The sequence below is a fragment of the Micromonospora auratinigra genome (assembly GCF_900089595.1).
Taxonomy (GTDB): Bacteria; Actinomycetota; Actinomycetes; order Mycobacteriales; family Micromonosporaceae; genus Micromonospora; species Micromonospora auratinigra.
Genome location: NZ_LT594323.1, coordinates 4,221,755 through 4,241,334 on the forward strand (window position 1 = coordinate 4,221,755; position 19,580 = coordinate 4,241,334).

General features: G+C 74.1%; 16 protein-coding genes. 9 read left to right on the plus strand and 7 right to left on the minus strand.

The window, feature by feature from the left end; all coding sequences use genetic code 11:
• Positions 1–14 precede the first annotated feature (14 nt).
• From GA0070611_RS18795 to GA0070611_RS18805, 3 genes are read left to right on the plus strand one after another with little or no spacing between them, the layout of a single operon-like run.
• Complete coding sequence (locus tag GA0070611_RS18795; protein ID WP_091666103.1) at positions 15–341, plus strand: hypothetical protein; 327 nt, start codon at positions 15–17, stop codon at positions 339–341.
• A gap of 38 nt (positions 342–379) precedes the next feature.
• The gene (locus GA0070611_RS18800) at positions 380–1,384 is read left to right on the plus strand and encodes a hypothetical protein (protein WP_091666105.1); all 1,005 of its coding nucleotides are present in this window, start codon (positions 380–382) and stop codon (positions 1,382–1,384) included.
• The gene (locus GA0070611_RS18805; protein ID WP_091666108.1) at positions 1,381–2,442 is read left to right on the plus strand and encodes a serine/threonine-protein kinase; all 1,062 of its coding nucleotides are present in this window, start codon (positions 1,381–1,383) and stop codon (positions 2,440–2,442) included. The genes GA0070611_RS18800 and GA0070611_RS18805 overlap by 4 nt, the downstream gene beginning before the upstream one ends.
• A 3-nt stretch (positions 2,443–2,445) precedes the next feature.
• Here the strand turns inward: GA0070611_RS18805 and GA0070611_RS18810 are convergent, their stop codons facing one another.
• Positions 2,446–3,141: a class I SAM-dependent methyltransferase gene (locus tag GA0070611_RS18810; RefSeq protein ID WP_091666111.1), complete on the minus strand. Its 696-nt coding sequence runs from the start codon at positions 3,139–3,141 to the stop codon at positions 2,446–2,448.
• 146 nt (positions 3,142–3,287) lie between these two features.
• Here GA0070611_RS18810 and GA0070611_RS18815 point away from each other — a divergent pair, with 146 nt between their 5' ends.
• The 5 genes from GA0070611_RS18815 to GA0070611_RS18835 are packed head-to-tail and all read left to right on the plus strand — an operon-like array spanning position 3,288 to position 10,864.
• Positions 3,288–5,390, plus strand: coding sequence for a molybdopterin oxidoreductase family protein (locus GA0070611_RS18815; RefSeq protein WP_091666114.1), 2,103 nt, complete (start codon positions 3,288–3,290; stop codon positions 5,388–5,390).
• Positions 5,381–6,841, plus strand: a complete 1,461-nt coding sequence (locus GA0070611_RS18820) for an FAD-dependent oxidoreductase (RefSeq protein WP_091666116.1) — start codon at positions 5,381–5,383, stop codon at positions 6,839–6,841. Before GA0070611_RS18815 ends, GA0070611_RS18820 begins: the two co-directional genes overlap by 10 nt.
• Positions 6,842–6,899: 58 nt before the next feature.
• Positions 6,900–9,431 (plus strand): nitrite reductase large subunit NirB, encoded by a 2,532-nt coding sequence (nirB, locus tag GA0070611_RS18825; RefSeq protein WP_091666119.1) that lies wholly within the window; start codon positions 6,900–6,902, stop codon positions 9,429–9,431.
• Positions 9,428–9,775, plus strand: coding sequence for a nitrite reductase small subunit NirD (gene nirD / locus GA0070611_RS18830; RefSeq protein ID WP_091666121.1), 348 nt, complete (start codon positions 9,428–9,430; stop codon positions 9,773–9,775). Before nirB ends, nirD begins: the two co-directional genes overlap by 4 nt.
• Positions 9,776–10,864: a uroporphyrinogen-III synthase gene (locus GA0070611_RS18835; RefSeq protein ID WP_091666123.1), complete on the plus strand. Its 1,089-nt coding sequence runs from the start codon at positions 9,776–9,778 to the stop codon at positions 10,862–10,864.
• A gap of 66 nt (positions 10,865–10,930) precedes the next feature.
• On the opposite strand, the gene GA0070611_RS18840 is transcribed toward GA0070611_RS18835, so the two are convergent.
• The 4 genes from GA0070611_RS18840 to GA0070611_RS18855 all read right to left on the minus strand — a co-directional run bounded on the left by GA0070611_RS18840 (position 10,931) and on the right by GA0070611_RS18855 (position 15,473).
• A complete protein-coding gene (locus GA0070611_RS18840) occupies positions 10,931–11,548 on the minus strand; it encodes a GTP-binding protein (protein ID WP_091666125.1) in 618 nt (205 codons plus the stop codon).
• On the minus strand, positions 11,529–11,891 hold the full coding sequence (locus tag GA0070611_RS18845; RefSeq protein WP_091666127.1) for a DUF742 domain-containing protein: 363 nt from the start codon (positions 11,889–11,891) through the stop codon (positions 11,529–11,531). The genes GA0070611_RS18840 and GA0070611_RS18845 overlap by 20 nt, the downstream gene beginning before the upstream one ends.
• Before the next feature lie 67 nt (positions 11,892–11,958).
• Positions 11,959–12,366, minus strand: a complete 408-nt coding sequence (locus tag GA0070611_RS18850; RefSeq protein ID WP_091666130.1) for a roadblock/LC7 domain-containing protein — start codon at positions 12,364–12,366, stop codon at positions 11,959–11,961.
• A complete protein-coding gene (locus GA0070611_RS18855; RefSeq protein ID WP_091666132.1) occupies positions 12,363–15,473 on the minus strand; it encodes a sensor histidine kinase in 3,111 nt (1,036 codons plus the stop codon). The genes GA0070611_RS18850 and GA0070611_RS18855 overlap by 4 nt, the downstream gene beginning before the upstream one ends.
• A gap of 444 nt (positions 15,474–15,917) precedes the next feature.
• Between GA0070611_RS18855 and GA0070611_RS18860 the strand changes: the two genes are divergently transcribed.
• Positions 15,918–17,099 carry an ABC transporter substrate-binding protein gene (locus GA0070611_RS18860; protein ID WP_091666134.1) on the plus strand — a complete coding sequence of 394 codons (1,182 nt, stop codon included), beginning with the start codon at positions 15,918–15,920 and terminating at the stop codon, positions 17,097–17,099.
• Between the two features lie 250 nt (positions 17,100–17,349).
• Here GA0070611_RS18860 and GA0070611_RS18865 read toward each other — a convergent pair whose 3' ends face one another.
• Complete coding sequence (locus tag GA0070611_RS18865; RefSeq protein ID WP_091666137.1) at positions 17,350–18,180, minus strand: ABC transporter permease; 831 nt, start codon at positions 18,178–18,180, stop codon at positions 17,350–17,352.
• A gap of 99 nt (positions 18,181–18,279) precedes the next feature.
• On the minus strand, positions 18,280–19,305 hold the full coding sequence (locus GA0070611_RS18870; RefSeq protein WP_091666139.1) for an ABC transporter substrate-binding protein: 1,026 nt from the start codon (positions 19,303–19,305) through the stop codon (positions 18,280–18,282).
• Positions 19,306–19,580: the final 275 nt, after the last annotated feature.

The window sequence follows — 19,580 nt, forward strand, 5'->3', positions numbered from 1 at the left end:
GAGAGGAGAGCATCGTGGGTGACGGCGTCGTCGTCCCGACCGACAAGCTGACCAGCACCGCCGAGGTGTTGAAGGGGCTGGCGACCAGCGCCGACCAGATTGCCGACGGTCTCGCCGCGGCGGACCCGCCGGATGTGCTGTGGGGCGGCCTGGGGATGCTGATGAAGGGCTGGTACGACGGCAAGGCCGACCAGACGCGGGACCACATCCGGACCATCTCGACGGCGCTCCAGTCGCAGGGCGGCGCGATCCGGGCCAGCGCCGACCGGTACAGGCAGCTGGACGCGGACCTGCAGGCGGCGTTCGCCCGGTTTCAGCAGACCCTCTCCGGCGGCGAGTGAGCGGCGCCGGGGCCGATGAGGAACGGAAGCCACCCCTCGTGACGAGCACCGACGACAACGACGCCTACCTGAGCAACAACACGGACGACGGCAGTCAGTACGCGGGCAACCTGGGCGTCACGAACGCGGTCGACCTCGCCCCGGATTCCGTCCTGCCAATGGGTGAGGCCACCAAGAACATCTACACCGGCATCCAGTCGCACGAGTGGTCGGACGTGGTCTCCGGGGTGGCGGACTTCGGCGCCAACGCGCTGGCCTTCTCGCTGGATCCGTTGAACTGGCTCATCTCCGCCGGCCTGACCTTCCTCATCGACTTCGTGCAGCCGCTGGAGGACCTGCTCAGTCTGGTCACCGGCAACTCGGAGCGGATGGAACCGTACGCCGAGCAGTGGCAGCAGCTCGGCGCGGCGCTGGTGCCGCTGGCCGAGGCGGTCCGGCAGGCCGCGAACGACGAGCTGATCGAGTGGGTCGGCCGGGACGCCGCTGCCGCCAAGGCCCGGCTGCTGGAGTTCGCCGACGCGATCGAGGCGACCGGCGGCGAGGCGGCGTCCCTCTCCGGGCTGCTCACCCTCTTCTCGAAGCTGATGGGCGCGGCCCAGCAGATCATCATCGGCATCATCGCGACGCTGATCGAGTGGATGATCGTCGAGTGGGCGGTGGCGATGGCGGCGGCGGCCCCGACCATGGGCGGCTCGGTGGCGGCCGCCGGCGCGGCCACCGGGGTGCAGGCCACCGTGGCCACCAGCCGCGCGGTCCGCGTGATCGACAAGGTGGTCCGGCTGCTGCTTCGGATCCGCGAGCTGATGGCCAAGGTCCTGCCGGCACCGCTGATGGCGAAGGTGGGCGAGAGCGTGGTGGACTTCCGGGGCGGGGCGGCCGTGCTCTCCACCGGGCTCCGGATCGTCGGCGGTGTGCTGCGGGACCCGGCCGGCTACGCCGGTCCGGCGGTCAACCTGGGCACCGGCGCCTGGAAGAACCACGCGGCCGGTGACTCCCGGCTCTCGGATGCGGAGATCGACACTCGGTTGGACGTGACGAAGTGAACGGGTGGGAGAAGCACACGCCGCCGGAGGCCTATCCGGACGCCGCCCCGATCGTGCCGTGGCCGATGGGCGGGGCGCCGCCGGTGCTTCCGCCCGGCACAGCCGGCGTGTCGGTCCGGGTCCGGACCCGGCGCGCCGACCCGGCCACCTGGGTGCAGCTCAAGTCCGTCGGGGTGGACGACCAGCCGGTGTGGCGGGGCTACGGCCGGGCGGTGACCGTGGTCGAGCCGGGTGAGCACCTGGTCGAGGTACGCGGTCCGTCGGCGGCCGAGACGGCCCGCCGGGTGACCGTGCGGGAAGGCGAGATCGCCGAACTGGAGTACTTCGTGCCGGCGTCGTACGGCATCGTCGACGGGCTGCTGGCCCGCCCCCCGGTGCGCCGCCGGCCGGGCGCCGCGGCGTGGGTCTTCGCGGTGCCGCTCTTCGCCGCGTCCTGGGTCCCGTTCCTGCCCCCGCCCCCCACCACGGCGATCGCCGGCGCCGGTGCGGCCGGCCTGGCGGCCGGGATGATCGGCCTGGCGGTGCTGGTCAGCAAGGGCAAGCAGGCGATCGACCGGCGGCGGCGGGTCGCCGCCTCCTACGAGGCCGCCGGGGACGTGCGGGCCGCCGACCGGGGCATGTTCCTCGGTGACGGCGAACCTCCCGAGGGACTGACCGACGCCGGCCACGGCGCGCTGGTGGTCACCGGCCGGTCGGCGCAGCAGTACCGGTGGAACGGACTGGCCGCCACCTCCCGCCCGGCGGACGACCCGAACTCCTGGGTCCCCTGGCCGCTGCTGTCGATCGACGGCGAGCCGCGCCCGTTCTCCTGGCGGAGCTGGGCCTACCGACTGCCGCCCGGGGAGCACGAGCTGCTGGTCACGCCGCGTCCGCCGGCCGGCGCCGAGGTCACCACCCCCGACCCGGTACGCGTGCCGGTCCGGATCACCGCGGGTGCCGTCACCCGGCTGGACCTGACGGTGACCAGCCGCACCGAGACGCGCTCGGTGCGGCGCGGCACCCGGGTGCCCACGGAGGTCACCGGCTTCACCGCGACGGTCGAGCCTAAGCTGCGCTGACGGTCACGGCCGGCGGCCGCCGAAGACGGCGAAGCGCCACTCCTTGAAGAAGCAGTCGACGTCGGTCAGGCCGGCCTCGGTGAGCCACCGGCACTGGTCGGCAACCGGGGCCGGCCGGTCGTGCCGCATCCGGTCCCGGGCCGCGGCGATCTCGTCGGCGTCCGAACCCAGCTCGGTGATCCGCGCCGTCCAGACCTCGTCGTAGCGCCGGTCCAGGGCCGGCGTCGGGCCGGCCACCTGCTCGGCGTTGACCAGGACCCCGCCGGGGACGAGCGCCTCGGCGGCCCGCCGGTAGAGGTCCCGCTTGCCGTCGTCGTCGAGGTGGTGCACGGCCAGCGCGGAGACCACGGCGTCGTAGCGGCCGGCGGGCAGCGGGTCGGTGAGGTCGGCGAGCACCGTGCGGTGCGGCACCTGCCGGGCGGTCAGGTGGCCGGTGGCCACCGCGAGCATGCCGGGCGCGCCGTCGACCAGGGTCAGTCGGGTGCCCGGCACCGCCGCGGCGAGCAGCAGGGAGAGCAGGCCGGTGCCCGCGCCCAGGTCCAGCACCTGCGGGGTACGGCCGGCGGCCAGCGCCGCCCGCAGCGGTGGCGCGGCCACCTCGACGGCGGTGCCGTAGAAGGCGTCGAAGCAGGGCACCAGCCGGCGACGGGCCTCGTCGTAGCTGCCCGCGACCGCGTCGAAGGCGTCCGCCACACTCATCGCGACTCCCAATATCTAGGATATTTGTCCCACATTATAAACCCATCGAGCGACTCCGTCACTCCCGTGCGGTGTGAGGCGCTCTTGACAGGACCGAAACAGAAGGGACCCGGGGCGGAAACCGCCCGCCGGCACGCTTTCCCGACATGACAGACGGTGCACGGCTGGCGACGCTCCCCCGCGAGGCGGCCACCCACTGCCCGTACTGTGCCCTCCAGTGCGGGATGGTGCTGCGCGACACCGCGACGGCGATCGAGGTGGCGCCCCGGCAGTTCCCCACCAACCGCGGCGGCCTGTGCCAGAAGGGCTGGACCGCAGCCGAACTGCTCGACCACCCGGACCGGCTGACCACCCCGCTGCTGCGCGACCGGTCCGACGCCGAGCTACGCCCGGCGAGCTGGGACGAGGCCCTCGACCGGGTCGCCACCGGCCTGCACGCCGTGCGGGACCGGTACGGCCCGGACGCGGTCGCCGTCTTCGGCGGCGGCGGGCTGACCAACGAGAAGGCGTACGCGCTCGGCAAGTTCGCCCGGGTGGCGCTGCGCACCCGGCACATCGACTACAACGGCCGCTGGTGCATGTCGTCGGCGGCGGCGGCCGGGCTGCGGGCCTTCGGGGTCGACCGGGGGCTGCCGTTCCCGCTCGCCGACCTCGGCCGGGCCGACACCCTGCTGCTGGTCGGGGCCAACCCGGCCGAGACGATGCCGCCGCTGCTGCGCCACCTGGCCGACCAGCGCGCCCGGGGCGGCCGGCTGATCGTGGTCGACCCCCGGCTGACCGCCACCGCCCGGCAGGCCGACCGGCACCTGCAACCGCTGCCCGGCACCGACCTCGCGGTGGCCAACGCGCTGCTGCACATCGCGCTCACCGAGGGCTGGCTCGACCGGGCGTACGTGACCGACCGGACCACCGGCTTCGACGAGGTGCGCCGGACCGTCGCCGAGTACTGGCCGGCCGAGGTGGAACGCCTCTCCGGGGTGCCGGTGGCCGACCTGGAGGCGACCGCCCGCGACCTGGCCACCGTGGACCGGGCCGTGATCCTCACCGCCCGGGGCGCGGAGCAGCACACCAAGGGCGTCGACACGGTCACCGCGTTCATCAACCTGGCGCTCGCCCTGGGCCTGCCCGGCCGCCCCGGCTCCGGGTACGGCTGCCTCACCGGTCAGGGCAACGGGCAGGGCGGGCGGGAGCACGGGCAGAAGGCCGACCAGCTCCCCGGCTACCGGCGGATCGACGACCCGACGGCCCGGGCGCACGTGGCCGGCGTCTGGGGCGTCGACCCCGCCGACCTGCCCGGGCCGGGCGTGCCCGCGTACGCCCTGCTGGATGCCCTCGGCACCGCGGACGGCGCGCGGGCGCTGCTCGTCTTCGGCTCCAACCCGGTGGTGTCCGCCCCCCGCGCGGCCCGGGTCGAGTCCCGGCTGCGCGACCTGGATCTGCTGGTGGTGGCCGACTTCCTGCGCTCGGAGACGGCGGAGCTGGCCGACGTGGTGCTGCCCGTCGCGCAGTGGGCCGAGGAGGACGGCACGATGACCAACCTGGAGGGTCGGGTGCTGCGCCGCCGGGCGCTGCGCGAACCACCGCCCGGGGTGCGCACCGACCTCGACGTCCTCGCCGCGCTCGCGGAGCGCCTCGCCGCCCCCGGCGACTTCCCCACCGACCCGGGCGCCGTCTTCGCCGAGCTGCGCCGGGCCTCGGCCGGCGGGCCGGCCGACTACGCGGGCATCAGCTGGGAGCGGATCGACGCCGACACCGGCGTCTTCTGGCCGTGCCCGGACCCGGCCGGGCCGGACACCCCCCGGCTCTTCGCCGACCGGTTCCCCACCGAGGACGGGCGGGCCCGGTTCCGGGCGGTCCGGCACCGGCCGGCCGCCGAGCCGGTCTGTGCCGAGTACCCGCTGCACTTCACCACCGGCCGGGTGCTCGCCCAGTACCAGTCCGGCGCGCAGACCCGGCGGGTCGACGCGCTGCGCCGGGCCGCCCCGGAGGGCTTCGTCGAGCTGCACCCCGACCTGGCCGGCCGGCTCGGGGTGGCCGAAGGCGACCAGGTCCGGGTGGTCTCCCGCCGGGGTGAGCTGCGCGCGCCGGCCCGGCTCAGCCCGACCATCCGGCCGGACACCGTCTTCGCCCCGTTCCACTGGCCGGGCGCGGCCCGGGCCAACTCGGTCACCAACGACGCCGTCGACCCGGTCTCCGGGATGCCGGAGTTCAAGATCTGCGCCGTCCGGGTGGAGAAGCCATGCGGGTGATCGTCGTCGGGTACGGGATGGCGGGCGCCCGGGTCGCCGCCGAGCTGCGCGCGCGCGACGGCGACCGGAAGGTCACCGTGCTCGGCGCGGAGCCGCACCGGGCGTACAACCGGATCATGCTCTCCACCCTGCTCGCTGGGAAGGTCGACGAGCCGGATCTGGAGCTGACCGAGCCGGCCGGGCAGGGCGTGGACGTCCGCACCGGGGTGGCGGTGACCGCGATCGACCGGGCCGCCCGGGAGGTGCACACCGCCGACGGGGACCGGCACGGCTACGACCACCTGATCCTCGCCACCGGCAGCCGGGCCCTGGTGCCACCGCTGCCCGGCCTCGACCCACTGCCCGACCGGGTGGTGCCGTTCCGCACCCTCGACGACTGCCGGCGGATCCTCGCCGCCGCCGGGCCGGCCCGCAGCGCCCTGGTGCTCGGCGGCGGCCTGCTCGGGCTGGAGGCGGCGCGCGGGCTCGCCGCCCGGGGGCTGGACGTGACCGTGGTCCACCCGGTCGGGCACCTGATGGAACGCCAGCTCGACCCGGCCGCCGGGGCGGTGCTCGCCGGCACCCTCGCCGGGCTCGGCGTGCGGACCGCGCTGGCCGTGCCGGCGGTCGGGGTGGTCACCGCGGGGGACACCGTCCGGCTCGACCTCGCCGACGGCCGGTCGCTCACCGCCGACCTGCTGGTCCTCTCCTGCGGGGTACGCCCCGACACGGCGCTCGCCGCCACGGCCGGCCTGGCCGTCGAGCGGGGCGTGGTGGTGGACGACCGGATGCGGACCAGCGACCCCCGGATCTCGGCGCTCGGTGACTGCGCCCAGCACGACGGCACGCTCACCGGGCTGGTCGCGCCGGCCTGGGCGCAGGCCCGGGTGCTGGCCGAGGTGCTGACCGGCGCCGACCCCTCGGCCCGGTACCGGCCCCGGCCGGTGGTGACCCGGCTGAAGGCGGCCGGCATCGACCTGGCCGCGATGGGGGACGCCGCCGACGGTGGGCCCGCCGACGAGGAGCTGACCTTCGCCGATCCGGCCCGGGGCACGTACGCCCGGTTGCGGATCCGCGACGAGCGGCTGACCGGCGCGATCCTGCTCGGCGACAACCCGGCGGTGGGCACCGTGGTGCAGCTCTTCGACCGGGGCGCGCCGGTCCCGGTGGACCGCCGGGCGCTGCTGCTCGGTCGGGCCGCCGGGGTCGCCCCGGCCGCCCCGGCCGCGTCCCCGGCGCTGATGCCGGACGCGACCACCGTCTGCCAGTGCAACGACGTCAGCAAGGGCGCGCTGGTGGCGTGCTGGCGGGCCGGCGCCCGGACCGTCGCGGAGCTGTCGGCGGCGACCCGGGCCGCCACCGGCTGCGGTGGCTGCCGGGACGCGGTGGCCGGCATCGCCGACTGGCTGGCCGAGGTCGACGGCGGTGGTGACCCGATGAGGCGAGGACGGACCGGAGAGGTGACGGCATGAGCGAGCGGCTCGGTGCGATGGTGCCGCATGACGGCACGGAGCGAAGTGGCGTGCCGGCATGAGTGGCGGCAGGCTGGTGGTCGTCGGCAACGGCATGGTCGGGCAACGCCTCGTCGAGGCGTTGCGGGCCCGGGACCAGGACCGGCGCTGGCGGGTGACGGTGCTCGCCGAGGAGCGGCGGCCGGCGTACGACCGGGTGCGGCTCTCGGCCTTCTTCGACGGGGTGAGCGCCGACGAGCTGAGCCTGCACACCCCCGACGACGGGGTGGAGCTGCGCCTCGGCGAGCCGGCCGTCGGCATCGACCGGAACCGGCGGGTGGTGCGCACCGCGACCGGCGAGCACCCGTACGACGCGGTGGTGCTGGCCACCGGCTCGGCCGCGTTCGTCCCGCCGATCGCCGGCACCGAGCTGCCCGGGGTCTTCGTCTACCGGACGCTGGACGACCTGGCGGCGATCCGGGCGCACGCGCAGGGCCGGCGCACCGGCGCGGTGATCGGGGGCGGCCTGCTCGGCCTGGAGGCGGCGAACGCGCTGCGCCTGCTGGGGCTGGCCACCAGCGTGGTCGAGTTCGCGCCCCGGCTGATGCCGGTGCAGGTGGACGAGGCGGGCGGGGCGATGCTGCGCCGGTACGTCGAGGAGCTGGGCGTCACCACGTACCTCGGGGTGGCCACCGCCGCGCTGCGCGCCGGGCCTGACGGGACGGTCGGCGCGCTGGAACTCTCCGACGGCCGGACGGTCGGCGCGGACCTGGTGGTGGTGGCCGCCGGCATCCGGCCCCGGGACGAGCTGGCCCGGGCCGCCGGCCTGCCGCTCGGCCCGCGCGGCGGGGTGCTGGTCGACGCCGGCTGCCGGACGGCCGACGAGCGGATCTGGGCGGTCGGGGAGTGCGCCGCGGTGCAGGGCACCTGCCACGGCCTGGTCGCCCCCGGGTACGCGACCGCCGAGGTGGTCGCCGACCGGCTGCTCGGCGGGGTGGCCACCTTCCCCGGCGCGGACACCGCGACCAAGCTCAAGCTGCTCGGCGTGGACGTGGCCTCCTTCGGCGACGCGCACGGCACCACCCCGGGCTGCCTCGACGTCACCTTCACCGACCCGGCCACCCGCTCGTACGCGAAGCTGGTCCTCTCCGACGACGCGAAGACGCTGCTGGGTGGCGTGCTGGTCGGGGACGCGAGCGCGTACCCGACGCTGCGCGCCAGCGTCGGCGGGCCGCTGCCCGGTCCCCCGCTGGCGCTGCTGGCCCCGGCCGGCGGCGCGGGCGCCGGGGCCGGCGCGCTGCCGGCCGCCGCGCAGGTCTGCTCCTGCAACGCGGTGACCCGGGCGGACATCGACGCGGCGATCGCCGGTGGGGCGGCGGACGTCCCCGCGCTGAAGGCGTGCACCCGGGCCGGCACCAGCTGCGGCTCCTGCGTGCCGATGCTGAAGCAGCTGCTGGACGCGGCCGGCGTGCGGCAGTCGACCGCGCTCTGCGAGCACTTCGACGCCGGCCGGCAGGAGCTGTTCGACCTGATCCGGGTCCGCGGCATCCGCACCTTCTCCCGGTTGATCGCCGAGCACGGGCGGGGCCGCGGCTGCGACATCTGCAAGCCGGTGGTGGCCTCGATCCTCGCCTCGCTCGGCACCGGGCACGTGCTCGACGGCGAGGCGGCGTCGCTGCAGGACACCAACGACCACTTCCTGGCCAACCTGCAACGCGACGGCAGCTACTCGGTGGTGCCGCGGATCCCCGGCGGCGAGATCACCCCGGAGAAGCTGATCGTGATCGGTGAGGTGGCCCGCGACTTCCACCTCTACACCAAGATCACCGGCGGGCAGCGGATCGACCTGTTCGGGGCGCGGGTCGAGCAGCTCCCGCAGATCTGGCGCCGGCTGGTCGACGCCGGCTTCGAGTCCGGCCACGCGTACGGCAAGGCGCTGCGCACGGTGAAGTCCTGCGTCGGCGAGACCTGGTGCCGGTACGGGGTGCAGGACTCGGTCGGACTGGCCGTCGCGCTGGAGCTGCGCTACCGGGGCCTGCGCGCCCCGCACAAGCTGAAGTCGGCGGTCTCCGGCTGTGCCCGGGAGTGCGCCGAGGCGCGCAGCAAGGACTTCGGCGTCATCGCCACCGACACCGGCTGGAACCTCTACGTCGGCGGCAACGGCGGTTTCCGGCCCCGGCACGCCGACCTCTTCGCCACCGACCTGTCCACCGAGGCGCTGGTCCGGCTGATCGACCGGTTCCTGATGTACTACGTCCGCACCGCCGACCGGTTGCAGCGTACGGCCGCCTGGATCGAGGCCATGGACGGCGGCCTGGACCACCTGCGGTCGGTGCTCGTGGACGACTCGCTCGGGCTCTGCGCCGAACTCGACGCGGCGATGGCCCGGCACGTCGCCGGGTACTCCGACGAGTGGCGGGACGTGCTGGAGGACCCGGAGCGGCTGCGCCGGTTCACCTCCTTCGTCAACGCCCCCGAGGTGCCCGACCCGTCCATCACGTTCGCCGTCGAGCGGGGGCAGCCGGTGCCGGCGCGGGAGACCCCGTCCACGGTCGCCACCGACCGCCGGCGCCAGCCGGTCGCCCTCGGCCTCCCGGAGGTACGCCGATGAGCCCCCTCGCCACCCTCGACTGGACCCCGGTCTGCCCGCTGGACCGGCTCGACCCCGACCGGGGCGTCGCCGCCCTGGTGGACGGCGTGCAGGTCGCCCTCTTCCACACCGGCGGCGAGCTGTACGCGGTGGACAACCTCGACCCGGTCGGCGGCGCGTACGTGATGTCCCGGGGCATCGTGGGCAGCCGGGGCGGCCTGCCCACGCTCGCCTCTCCCCTGCACAAGCAGGTCTACGACCTGCGGACCGGGCGCTGCCTGGACCTGCCCGGCGTGACGTTGCCCGTGCACCGGGCACGCTGCCGGGACGGGCAGGTCGAGGTGCGGTTGCGACAGGAGGAGTAGATGGCCGACGAACTGGCCGGCTTCACCATCGGGGTCACCGCCGACCGGCGGCGCGACGAGCTGGCCGCGCTGCTCCAGCGCCGGGGCGCACGGGTGGTGCTCGCGCCGGCGCTGCGGATCGTGCCGCTCGCCGACGACACCGACCTGCGCGAGGCGACCCGGGCCTGCCTGGACCGGCCGCCGGACGTGCTGATGGCGAACACCGGCATCGGCATGCGGGGCTGGCTGGAGGCGGCCGAGGGCTGGGGGTTGGCCGAGCCGCTGCGCGACGTGCTCTCCCGGTCGTACGTGGTGTCCCGGGGCCCGAAGGCGACCGGCGCGATCCGCGCCGCCGGCCTGCGGGAGCACTGGTCACCCGCCTCGGAGAGCTGCGACGAGGTGACCGAGCACCTGGTCCGGCGGGGGGTGGCCGGCCAGGTGGTGGCCATGCAGCTGCACGGCGACCGGCAGCCCGAGTGCACCGAGGCGCTGGAGGCGGCCGGGGCCACGGTGATCGAGGTACCGGTCTACCGCTGGGCGCCGCCGGTCGACCCGGCGCCGCTGCACCGGCTCATCGACCTGGTCGCCGGGCGGCTGGTCGACGCGGTCACGTTCACCTCCGCCCCGGCGGCCGAGGCCCTGCTCCGGGCGGCCGGGGACCGGACCGAGACGGTGCTGGAGGCGCTGCGCGGCGACGTGCTGGCCGGCTGCGTGGGCACCGTCACCGCCGAACCGCTGGTCCGCCGGGGGGTGCCGGTGAGCGCGCCGGGCCGGGCCCGCCTCGGCGCGCTGGTCCGCACGATGGTGGAGGAGCTGCCCCGGCGTACCGTCTCGGTGAAGGCGGCCGGGCACCTGCTCACCCTGCGCGGGCACGCCGCCGTGATCGACGGTGAGCTGCGGCAGCTGGCCCCGGCCCCGATGGCCGTGCTGCGGGCGCTCGCGACGTCACCGGGCAAGGTGCTGTCCCGGACCGCACTGCTGCGGACCCTTCCCCGGGGCGCGGACGAGCACGCGGTGGAGATGGCGGTCGCCCGGCTCCGGGTCGGCCTGAACGCCCCCCGCGTCGTGCAGACCGTGGTCAAGCGCGGCTACCGCCTCCGGGTGGAGTGAACCCGGCCGACGGTCCACCGACAGTGCCCCGGCGCGGCCCGTGCGGGCCGCGCCGGCCGCCGTCGGTCAGCCCACCGAGGCCGGGTAGCCGTGCTCGGCCTGGAGCCGCAGCATGGCGTGCTCGACGACGGTCACCAGCACCTGCTTGACCGAGTCGCGGCGGCGGGCGTCGCACATCACCAGCGGCACGTCCGCCGGGATCGCCAGCGACTCGCGGACCTCCTCCAGCTCGTACTGCGGCGCGCCGTCGAACCGGTTGAGCGCCACCACGTACGGCAGGTTGCGGTTCTCGAAGTAGTCCAGCGGGGCGAAGGCGTCGGTGATCCGCCGGGTGTCCACCAGAACGGCGGCCCCGACGGCTCCCCGGATGATCTCGTCCCACATGAACCAGAAGCGGGTCTGCCCCGGCGTGCCGAAGAGGTAGAGGATCAGGTCCTCGGCCATAGTGATCCGGCCGAAGTCCATGGCGACCGTGGTGGTCTCCTTGCCGGGCACCTTCGACGGGTCGTCGATGCCCACGCCGGCCGCGGTCATCAACGCCTCGGTGGTCAGCGGCTGGATCTCGGAGATCGCCCCGACCAGCGTGGTCTTGCCGACCCCGAAGCCGCCCGCGATCACGATCTTCGCGGAGATGATCTCCCGGCTGCGGCTCGCCCCCGCGGGGTCATAGTTCGCGAAGTCCACTTAGCACCCTTCCAAGCAGGTTCATCCGCGCCGCGAAACCCGTCGCGGGAGCGGCAGTGTGTAGCGTCAGCAGGCCCTCGGCCACCAGGTCGGCGACCAGCACCCGGGTGACGCCCAGCGGCATCCGGGTGTACGCGGCGATCTCCGCCAGCGACTGCGCCCGGCCTTCGCAGACCGAGGCGATGCGGTACTTGTCGTGCCCGGCGAACCGCGCCTCGGCCACCTGGGTGGCGCTGCACGAGAGCACCGCCTCCAGGGCGATGTTCTGCAACGGCTCGGTACGACCGCGGGTGACCGCGTACGGGCGCACCAGCGCACCACGCGGGTCCCTCCGTGGTTCCAACTCGCGATCACCTCCCTCCGTACGGAGCCGGGCCGGCTCCGGATCACCCGGTCACGTCCACGTCCGGTCAGGACCGGACGGCGTCCCTCGGCAGCGGGGACAGGGCCTGACCGACCCGCTCCACCAGCAGGGCCATCTCGTAGCCCACCTGGCCGACGTCGCAGCTGCGGGCGGCGAGCACCGCCATCGACGAGCCGTCACTGATCGACATGAGGAACAGGTATCCGCTGTCCATCTCGATCACGGTCTGGAGCACACCACCGGCGCTGAACATCCGGGCGGCACCCTCGGTCAGGCTCACCACGCCGGAGGTGATCGCGGCGAGCTGGTCGGCCCGGTCGGTGGGCAGGTCCCGGGAGGAGGCGAGCAGCAGCCCGTCCGCGGACACCGCCACCACGTGGGCGATGCCCGCCACGCTGTCGGCGAAGTTGGTGAGCAGCCAACCCATGTCCTGCATGGCCGCTGGCCTGTTCATCGGTTCGTCTCCTTGGTCGAGGTGCTGTTCAGGTCCGCGCCGGCCGTCCGTCCCCGCTGCACTCCGCGGTGGTAGGCCGACAGCAGGCCGCGTACTTCGTCCGGCGTCCGCCGGGTGCTGGCCCGGCCGCCCTTGGGCTCGATGCCACCGGGCACCAGCTGGGCCTGCGGGACCCGCTTCGGCAGCCCGGAACGGGTGGTGCCGCCGGTGGCGGGCTCGGCGGCCTGGGTGGCCCGGGACCAGCCCTCGTCGGCCGCCGTCCGCCAGGCGTCCGCGCTCGCCGCGGGCGGCGGCGGCGCGGCCTCCGGAGTCGCGACCGCCGGGGTCGCGGCCGGCGGGGTGTACGGCGGTGGCGTGGTCACCCCCGCGGCCTGGGCCCCGGGGGTACGGGTCGGCAGCGGTGGCCGGGTGGCCGGGGCCGGCGGCGCGGCGGCGGCCGGCTGCGCCGGAGCGACCGGCCGGGCCGGGACGGACGGCCGGGTCGCCGCGGCCGGGGGCGGCGCCTGGTCGAACTGCGGCCGGGCGAAGATCGTGGTCTCGTCCTCGCCGTGCGAGCGGAACCAGACCGCCTCCATCTCGCGGAATATCGGCGCCTCCGCCGGCAGCTCCGGCCGGGACACCACCGGCGTGGCCGGCGGGTTCACGGTGGCCGACTGGTACGCCGGCGCGGCCGGGTAGGCCGGCGGGGCCGGGACGGCCGCCGGCGCCACCGGGGCGGCCGGCGCGGCGGTCGCGGCCGCCTCCACACCCGGCGTCCGCTTCGGCAACGGGTCCAGCGCGGGGTACGCGACGGTCGGCGTACCGGCCGAGTAGCCGGCGCCGGCGCCGGAGACGGGCACGGTCGGGGCGGGCGGGGCGGACGCGACCGGGGCGGCCATCGGGGCGGCCGGTACGCCGGGCAGCGCGGCCGCCGGGCCACCGACCTGCACCGCCGGACCGGTGTCCCGGACCTCGGCGTCGGCCGGCCAGCGGGTCGACGGCGCGGCGCTGCGCCACTGGTCGGTGAGGGTCGCGGTGCCGCCGCGCCCCGCCCCGACCAGCGGGTCGGCAGCCGAGCCGACCTGGCTCAGCGGGGACGGCTCGACGGCGAGCGGCTGGCGCGACCGGGTCAGCGGGGCCTGGCCCCGGTTGGCCGGCAGCACCACCGCGGAGTTCGGCAGGGTCACCTGGGCCACCGTGCCGCCCTCGACGTTGCGCCGCAGCTCCACCCGGATCCCGTAGCGGGAGGCGAGCCGGCTGACCACGGCCAGACCCATCAGCCGGAAGGCCGCCACGTCCACGGTCGGCGGGGCGGCCAGCCGGCGGTTCAGCGAGTCGAGCTGCTCGTCGCTCAGGCCCAGACCCCGGTCCTCGACCTGGATCAGCACGTAGTCGCGGATGCGCCGGCCGTCGGCGACCACCGTGGTGTTCGGCGGCGAGAACCGGGTGGCGTTGTCGAGCAGCTCGGCGACCAGCCGCACCACGTCGTTGACGGCGTGCGCGGCCACCGAGATGTCGGTGTCGACGGTGCCGAACTCGATCCGGTTGTAGAGCTCCACCTCGGACTGGGCGGCCCGCAGCACGTCGACCAGGAGCGCGTCCTCGCGGCGCGGCACGGCCGAGTCGGCGCCGGCCAGCACCAGCAGGTTCTCGTCGTTGCGGCGCATCCGGGTGGCCAGGTGGTCCAGCTCGAAGAGCTGGGCGAGGCGCTTCGGGTCCTCCTCGCCGCGCTCGATCGCGTCCAGCTCACCGATCATCCGGTCGACCAGGCTCTGCGAGCGCCGGGCCAGGTTGAGGAACATGGCGGAGACGCTGGTCCGCAGCGCGGCCTGCTCGGCGGCGACCCGGACCGCCTCCCGGTGGACCACGTTGAAGGCCGCGGCCACCTGGCCGACCTCGTCGCGGTTGCTCAGCTTGATCGGGTCGCGCACCTGCTGGACGATCTCGTCCACCCCACCGTCGCCGATGGCGTTGACGTTCTGGAGCCGACCCACCGCGTCCGGCAGGTCGTGGTTCGCCACCGCCAGCGCGCCCTCACGGAGCCGGCGCAGCGAGTCGTTGAGGGAGCGGGCCAGCACCACGGCCAGGGACACCGCGATGATCAGCGTGACCAGTACGAGCAGGCTCTCCAGCACCGCCTGCCGGATCACGTCCGTGCGGACCGCGTCCGCGTCGGCGAGCAACCGGTCCTGGAGCTGGAGCTCGGCCCACCGCATCAGGTCGTCGACCGCGCCGATCGCGGCGGCGGCCTCGTCCCGGGTGACCAGCGGGTTGCCCTGGCCGACCGAGCGGGACAGGTCGTTGGCGACCCGGTCGGAGAGCTGCACCGCGTCACCGGAGACCGTGCCGTCCACCAGGGACCGCTGGTAGGGCTCCGCCGCGCGGGAGAAGGAGAGCAGCGACTCCTGCTGCGAGGTCAGCGTGGCGACCAGGGAGGAGAACTGCTCCTCGTCGAGCTGGCCGCCGGCGAGGGCGGTGAACGCCACCGCCTGCTCCTCGGCCACCGCCGCCTTGGCATGGGAGAACGCGGCCACGGCCCGGCGGGCGTCGGCGATGCTCTCGGCGCCGGGCTGCTGGGCGAGGGTGTCGCCGTACGCGACGAGGTCGCTGAGGACGATGCCGTACCGCAGGCTCGCCTCGGCCACCGGCATCTGCTGCCGGTCCAGCACCTCCTGGCGGGTGCCGTTCAGTGTGCCGAGGTGGTCCTCGATGACCTTGAGCCGGTCCGCCACCGACGCGGGCACCTCGCCGACCCGTCCCCGCTCCTCCCGGTACGCCGCGATCCGCTCGTCGGTACGCCGCACCCGCAGGTTGTAGTCGTCCGGCTTCTGGTTCGGCACGGCCAGGTAGGCCGCCGCCGCCATCCGCTCCTTGTGCAGGTCCTGGGCGAGTGCCGAGACGTCGATCGACAACGCGGTGAGCGACCTGATCCGGGTCGCGTCGTACGCGCCCTCACCGACCGACACGAGTCGGATAGTTGCCAGTGCGATGACGGCGGCAACCGGGACGACCAGGATGAGAGCGAGCTTCGAACGGATCCGGGCGTCACGCAGCCGAGGCATCCGCCGTCGCCGATTTCGCTGGTCGGCGCCGGGGCTCTCGGGCAGGGTCGTAGGTCCGGTGCTCACGACATCGCCTCCGTCGTTTCTTCCACGCATGACCCGCCGACCCGTGCCTGGTGCGGCCAGCGCCGCGCGCGGCACGGCCGCGATTTCATCAGACGAGATCCTGTTTGGGAAGCCGCAGTGAGGCAGGAAACGGTCGGCGGTGACTCAACCCGTGAAGCGGACAAGTAATTCCTTCATTTTCTCAAGCCCCTGAACAGGGCATGTGACTCCAGAGTGGTCGCTCGTATCTGCGCAGTAATTGCCGATTAACATTCCGTGATGCCAACATGTGGGACGGCTGTCCCGAAACAGGTCCGGGCCCTCCCGCTTGACCGCGGGGGCCCGGCATTGGCAAGGTTTTGCAGGCTTCGCGCACACCGTACGGCACACCAATCCCGATCCTCCACTGAGGACGGACGAGCGGCGGTGATCGGGGTACACCCGCGCCGCACCTGGAGGACTGAGTTGAGCCCCATCCGCTCCGCGAGCATCGCGGCGCTCGCATCGGCCGTGCTGGCCACCACCCTCACCGGCTGCCAGTTCGGCGGGGAGCAACAGGACACCAGCCCCATCGTGATCGCGGCCGACCTCGAACTCTCCGGCGCCTCCGCGCAGATCGGCAAGGTGTACCAACGGGCGCTGGAACTGAAGGTCGAGCAGTTGAACTCCTCCGGCGCACTGGGCGGCCGGGAGATCAAACTCAAGGTGAAGGACAACCGCTCCGACGCGGCCGAATCCCTGCGGAACATCAACGATTTCAGCGCTGACTCCCAAGTCAGCGCCATCATCATGGGCGGCTGCAACGAATGCGCGACCGGTGCCGTACGCACCATCGGCGAGAAGCGCATTCCGACCATCGCGCTCGCGTCCTCCGGCGCGATCACCGAACCGGTCGCCGAGCGCCGATACGTCTTCAAGCTGGCCCCCAACGCCGCCGACAGCGCGGCGGCCCTCACCGCCGAGCTGCAACGACGGCGGATCGAGAAGGTCGCGGTGCTGCACAGCGCCGACAACTACGGCCAGGAGGGCCTGACCGCCCTGCGCAGCCAGTTCGAGAAGACCAGCATCCGGCTCACCCGCGCGGAGGCGGTCCGCACCACGGACACCGACGTCAGCACCCAGGTCTCCGCCCTGCTCGACAAGAAGCCCGAGGCGCTCATCCTCTGGACGCCCCCGGAGCAGGCGGCGCTCGCCACCGCCCGGGCCCGGCAGAGCAAGTTCACCGGCTCGCTCTTCTTCGACGCCTCGGCCGCCGGCGACCTCTTCCTCGGGGCGTCGTCCGGCTCGGCGGAGCGGGCGACCCTGATCTTCACCCAGACGATGGTGATCGACGACGTCATCGCCACCACCCCGGCCAAGGCCGCGCGACGGCAGTGGTTCCAGGACTACACCGCCCGCTACGGCGGCTACCACGGCTTCTCGTCCTTCGCGGCGGACGCGGTGCAGCTCATCACCGACGCCGAGCTGCGGGCCGGTGACAAGACCGGCCAGGCCGGCCGGGACGCGCTGCGGGACGTGCTGGAGACCTCGCAGCTCGACGGCCTCACCGGGCCGATCCGGATGACCCCGGACAACCACTCGGGGCTGATGCCGCAGGCGCTGACGACGTTGGTGGCGCGGGGTGGGCGCTGGCGTCTCGCCGGCTGAGTTCTCTCTTGCGCTGGGGTGTCGGCCCCGGCACAACCGGCTCCGGGCGGTCAAGCTTGATCCCTCCGCCGGTTGCGCCGGGGCCGACACCGTCGTGGTCGGCCGCCGTCCGCCCCTTGGGTGATCTCGCGGGTCCCCGGTCGACGTCGGGTTGTCGGTCTGCCGGGCGTGCGGGTCCCGGTCCACGTCGGGTTTGTCGGTCGACCCGTCCGCCGTGACGGCGAGCGGGTCGACCGCTCGTCGCTCGCGGTCAGCGGGCGGAGGTGGTGGCGCGGACCCAGGGGAGGGCGAGGCGTTCGACCAGGGTGAGGGCGGAGTAGAGCAGGATGCTCATCAGGGCGACCAGGACGATGGCCGCCCACGCCGTGGCGGTGTCGCCGATCCCGTTGTACTGGAGGATCTGGTAGCCCAGGCCCGGCTTGTCGGAGTAGAACTCGCCGATCACCGCGCCGATCGCCGCCAGCGGCATCGCCACCTTCAGCCCGACGAAGATCTGCGGCAGCGCGGCCGGGAAGCGCACCTTGCGGAACGCCTGCCACCACGACGCGTTCAGCGAGCGGGCCAGCTCGGCCAGGTCGGCCGGGGTGGTGGTCAGCCCGGTCGCGGTGGAGAGCACGATCGGGAAGAAGCAGAGCAGGAAGACCATGGTCAGGATCGGCTTCTGGCCCCAGCCGACCGCCACCACCAGCAGCGGGCCGAACGCGATCTTGGGGACCGCGTTGATCCCCACCAGCAGCGGCGCGAACATCCGCTCGACCCGGTGCGAGGCGGCCAGCGCCATGCCGATCAGCACGCCGGCCACCGCCGAGAGCAGGAAGCCGAGCAGGGTCGTCCAGGTGGTGATGCCCAGCGCCGGCAGCAGCACCTCCGCGCTGCCGGTCAGCCCCCGCCACACCGCCTGCGGCGGAGGAAGCGCCGCCGGGTGCACCAGGTGCAGCCCGGAGGTGGCCAGCCACCAGGCGGCGACCGCGATGACCAGGCCGAGCGTCGGCAGCACCACCGTCGAGGGCCGTACGGCGAACCGGCCCGGGACGGCCGGCGCCGGGGGCGTACCGGCCGGGGTGTCGGTCGACTGCGCCACAGTGTCCTCCTCTCTCACCGGCCCGGGGGCCGGCACGCGGAAGGGGGTGCGTCCACCGGGACTGCCGGCGGGCGCACCCCCGTGATCCGAGCCGACCGGTCAGGCCTTCGGCGCGAGGTCGAAGTCGATGATCTGGTCGGGGGTCAGGTTCTGCTTGAGCGCGCCCGCGCCCTGGAGCAGCGCGATGCTCTTGGCCACCCGGCCCTGGTCGAGGGTGCCCAGCGCGGTGCCGGAGTTGCTGGAGCGGACGTACGCCGCCATCAGCTGGAGCTCCGCGGCGGACGCCTGCTCGTTCGCGGCGGGCACGTTCTTCTTGAGCGCCTGAGCGGCCTCCTCCGGGTGGGCCAGCGAGTACTCCAGGCCCTTGAGCAGCGCGGCGGTGAACTTCTTCACCATCTCCGGCTTCTCCTTGGCGATCTTGGTGGAGGTGATCAGCGCGTTGCCGTAGAGGTCCTGCATCACGTTGCTGTACGGCAGCACCACCGGGGTCTTCTTGGTGACCGCCGCGACGGTGGGCTGGCCGACCACGAACTGGCCGATGCCGTCCACCGAGCCGGAGCCGAGCATGCCCATCAGGCTCTGCGGCTCACCGTTGACCCAGGTCACCTTGCTGGCGTCGATGCCGGCCAGCTTCGCGTACGTGGGGAAGAGGTTGCGCACGACGGAGGTCGGGGTGTCGGCGAGCTTCTTGCCCTCGAGGTCCTTCGGGGTGGCGATGTTCTTGCCGTCCACCGAGACGATCGCGGCCATGGTGCGCTGCTGGATCGCGGCCACCGCGACGAAGTCCTTCGCCTGGCCGTTGCCGAGCTGGAGGATGCCACCGGTCAGGTCGATCGGGCCGAAGTCGGCCTGGCCGCCGGTGACGGTCTGGATGACGTTGCCGGTGCCCTGGCCCGGCTTGATGTCGACGTCGAAGCCGGCGTCCTTGAAGAAGCCCTTCTCCTTCGCCACCCAGGCGTAGGAGTCGCGGCCGAAGTTGCCGAAGGAGGTGAGGTAGGTCACCTTCTCCAGCGCGCCGCCGGCCTTCGGCTCCGCGGACTTGTCCGAGTCGCTGCTGCATCCGGAGACCAGGGCGAGGGCAGCGGCCAGGGCGGCGGCGGCGACCGTGCGGGTCAGCCTTCTCATCAGTGCACCATGTCCTTTCCGACCAGGGCATGTTCGCCCGGACGGGTCGTGGGTCCGACGGTGTCGGCAGGAGGGGGCAGCCGACAGGACCGTCGAGAGGGGACTCTTCGCGCGCAACAGCGTACGAGAAGCTCAGTGCGACGACGCCGGGGCGTAGGGTTGCGGAACGGAAACGAAGTTGCCTGACGGAAAGTGGACTGACGTCCACCCCGGACGGTGCTATAAGGAGCGACTCCCGCTACGCTAGCCCGGCTCGCGTTTCAGCACGCGGAAGG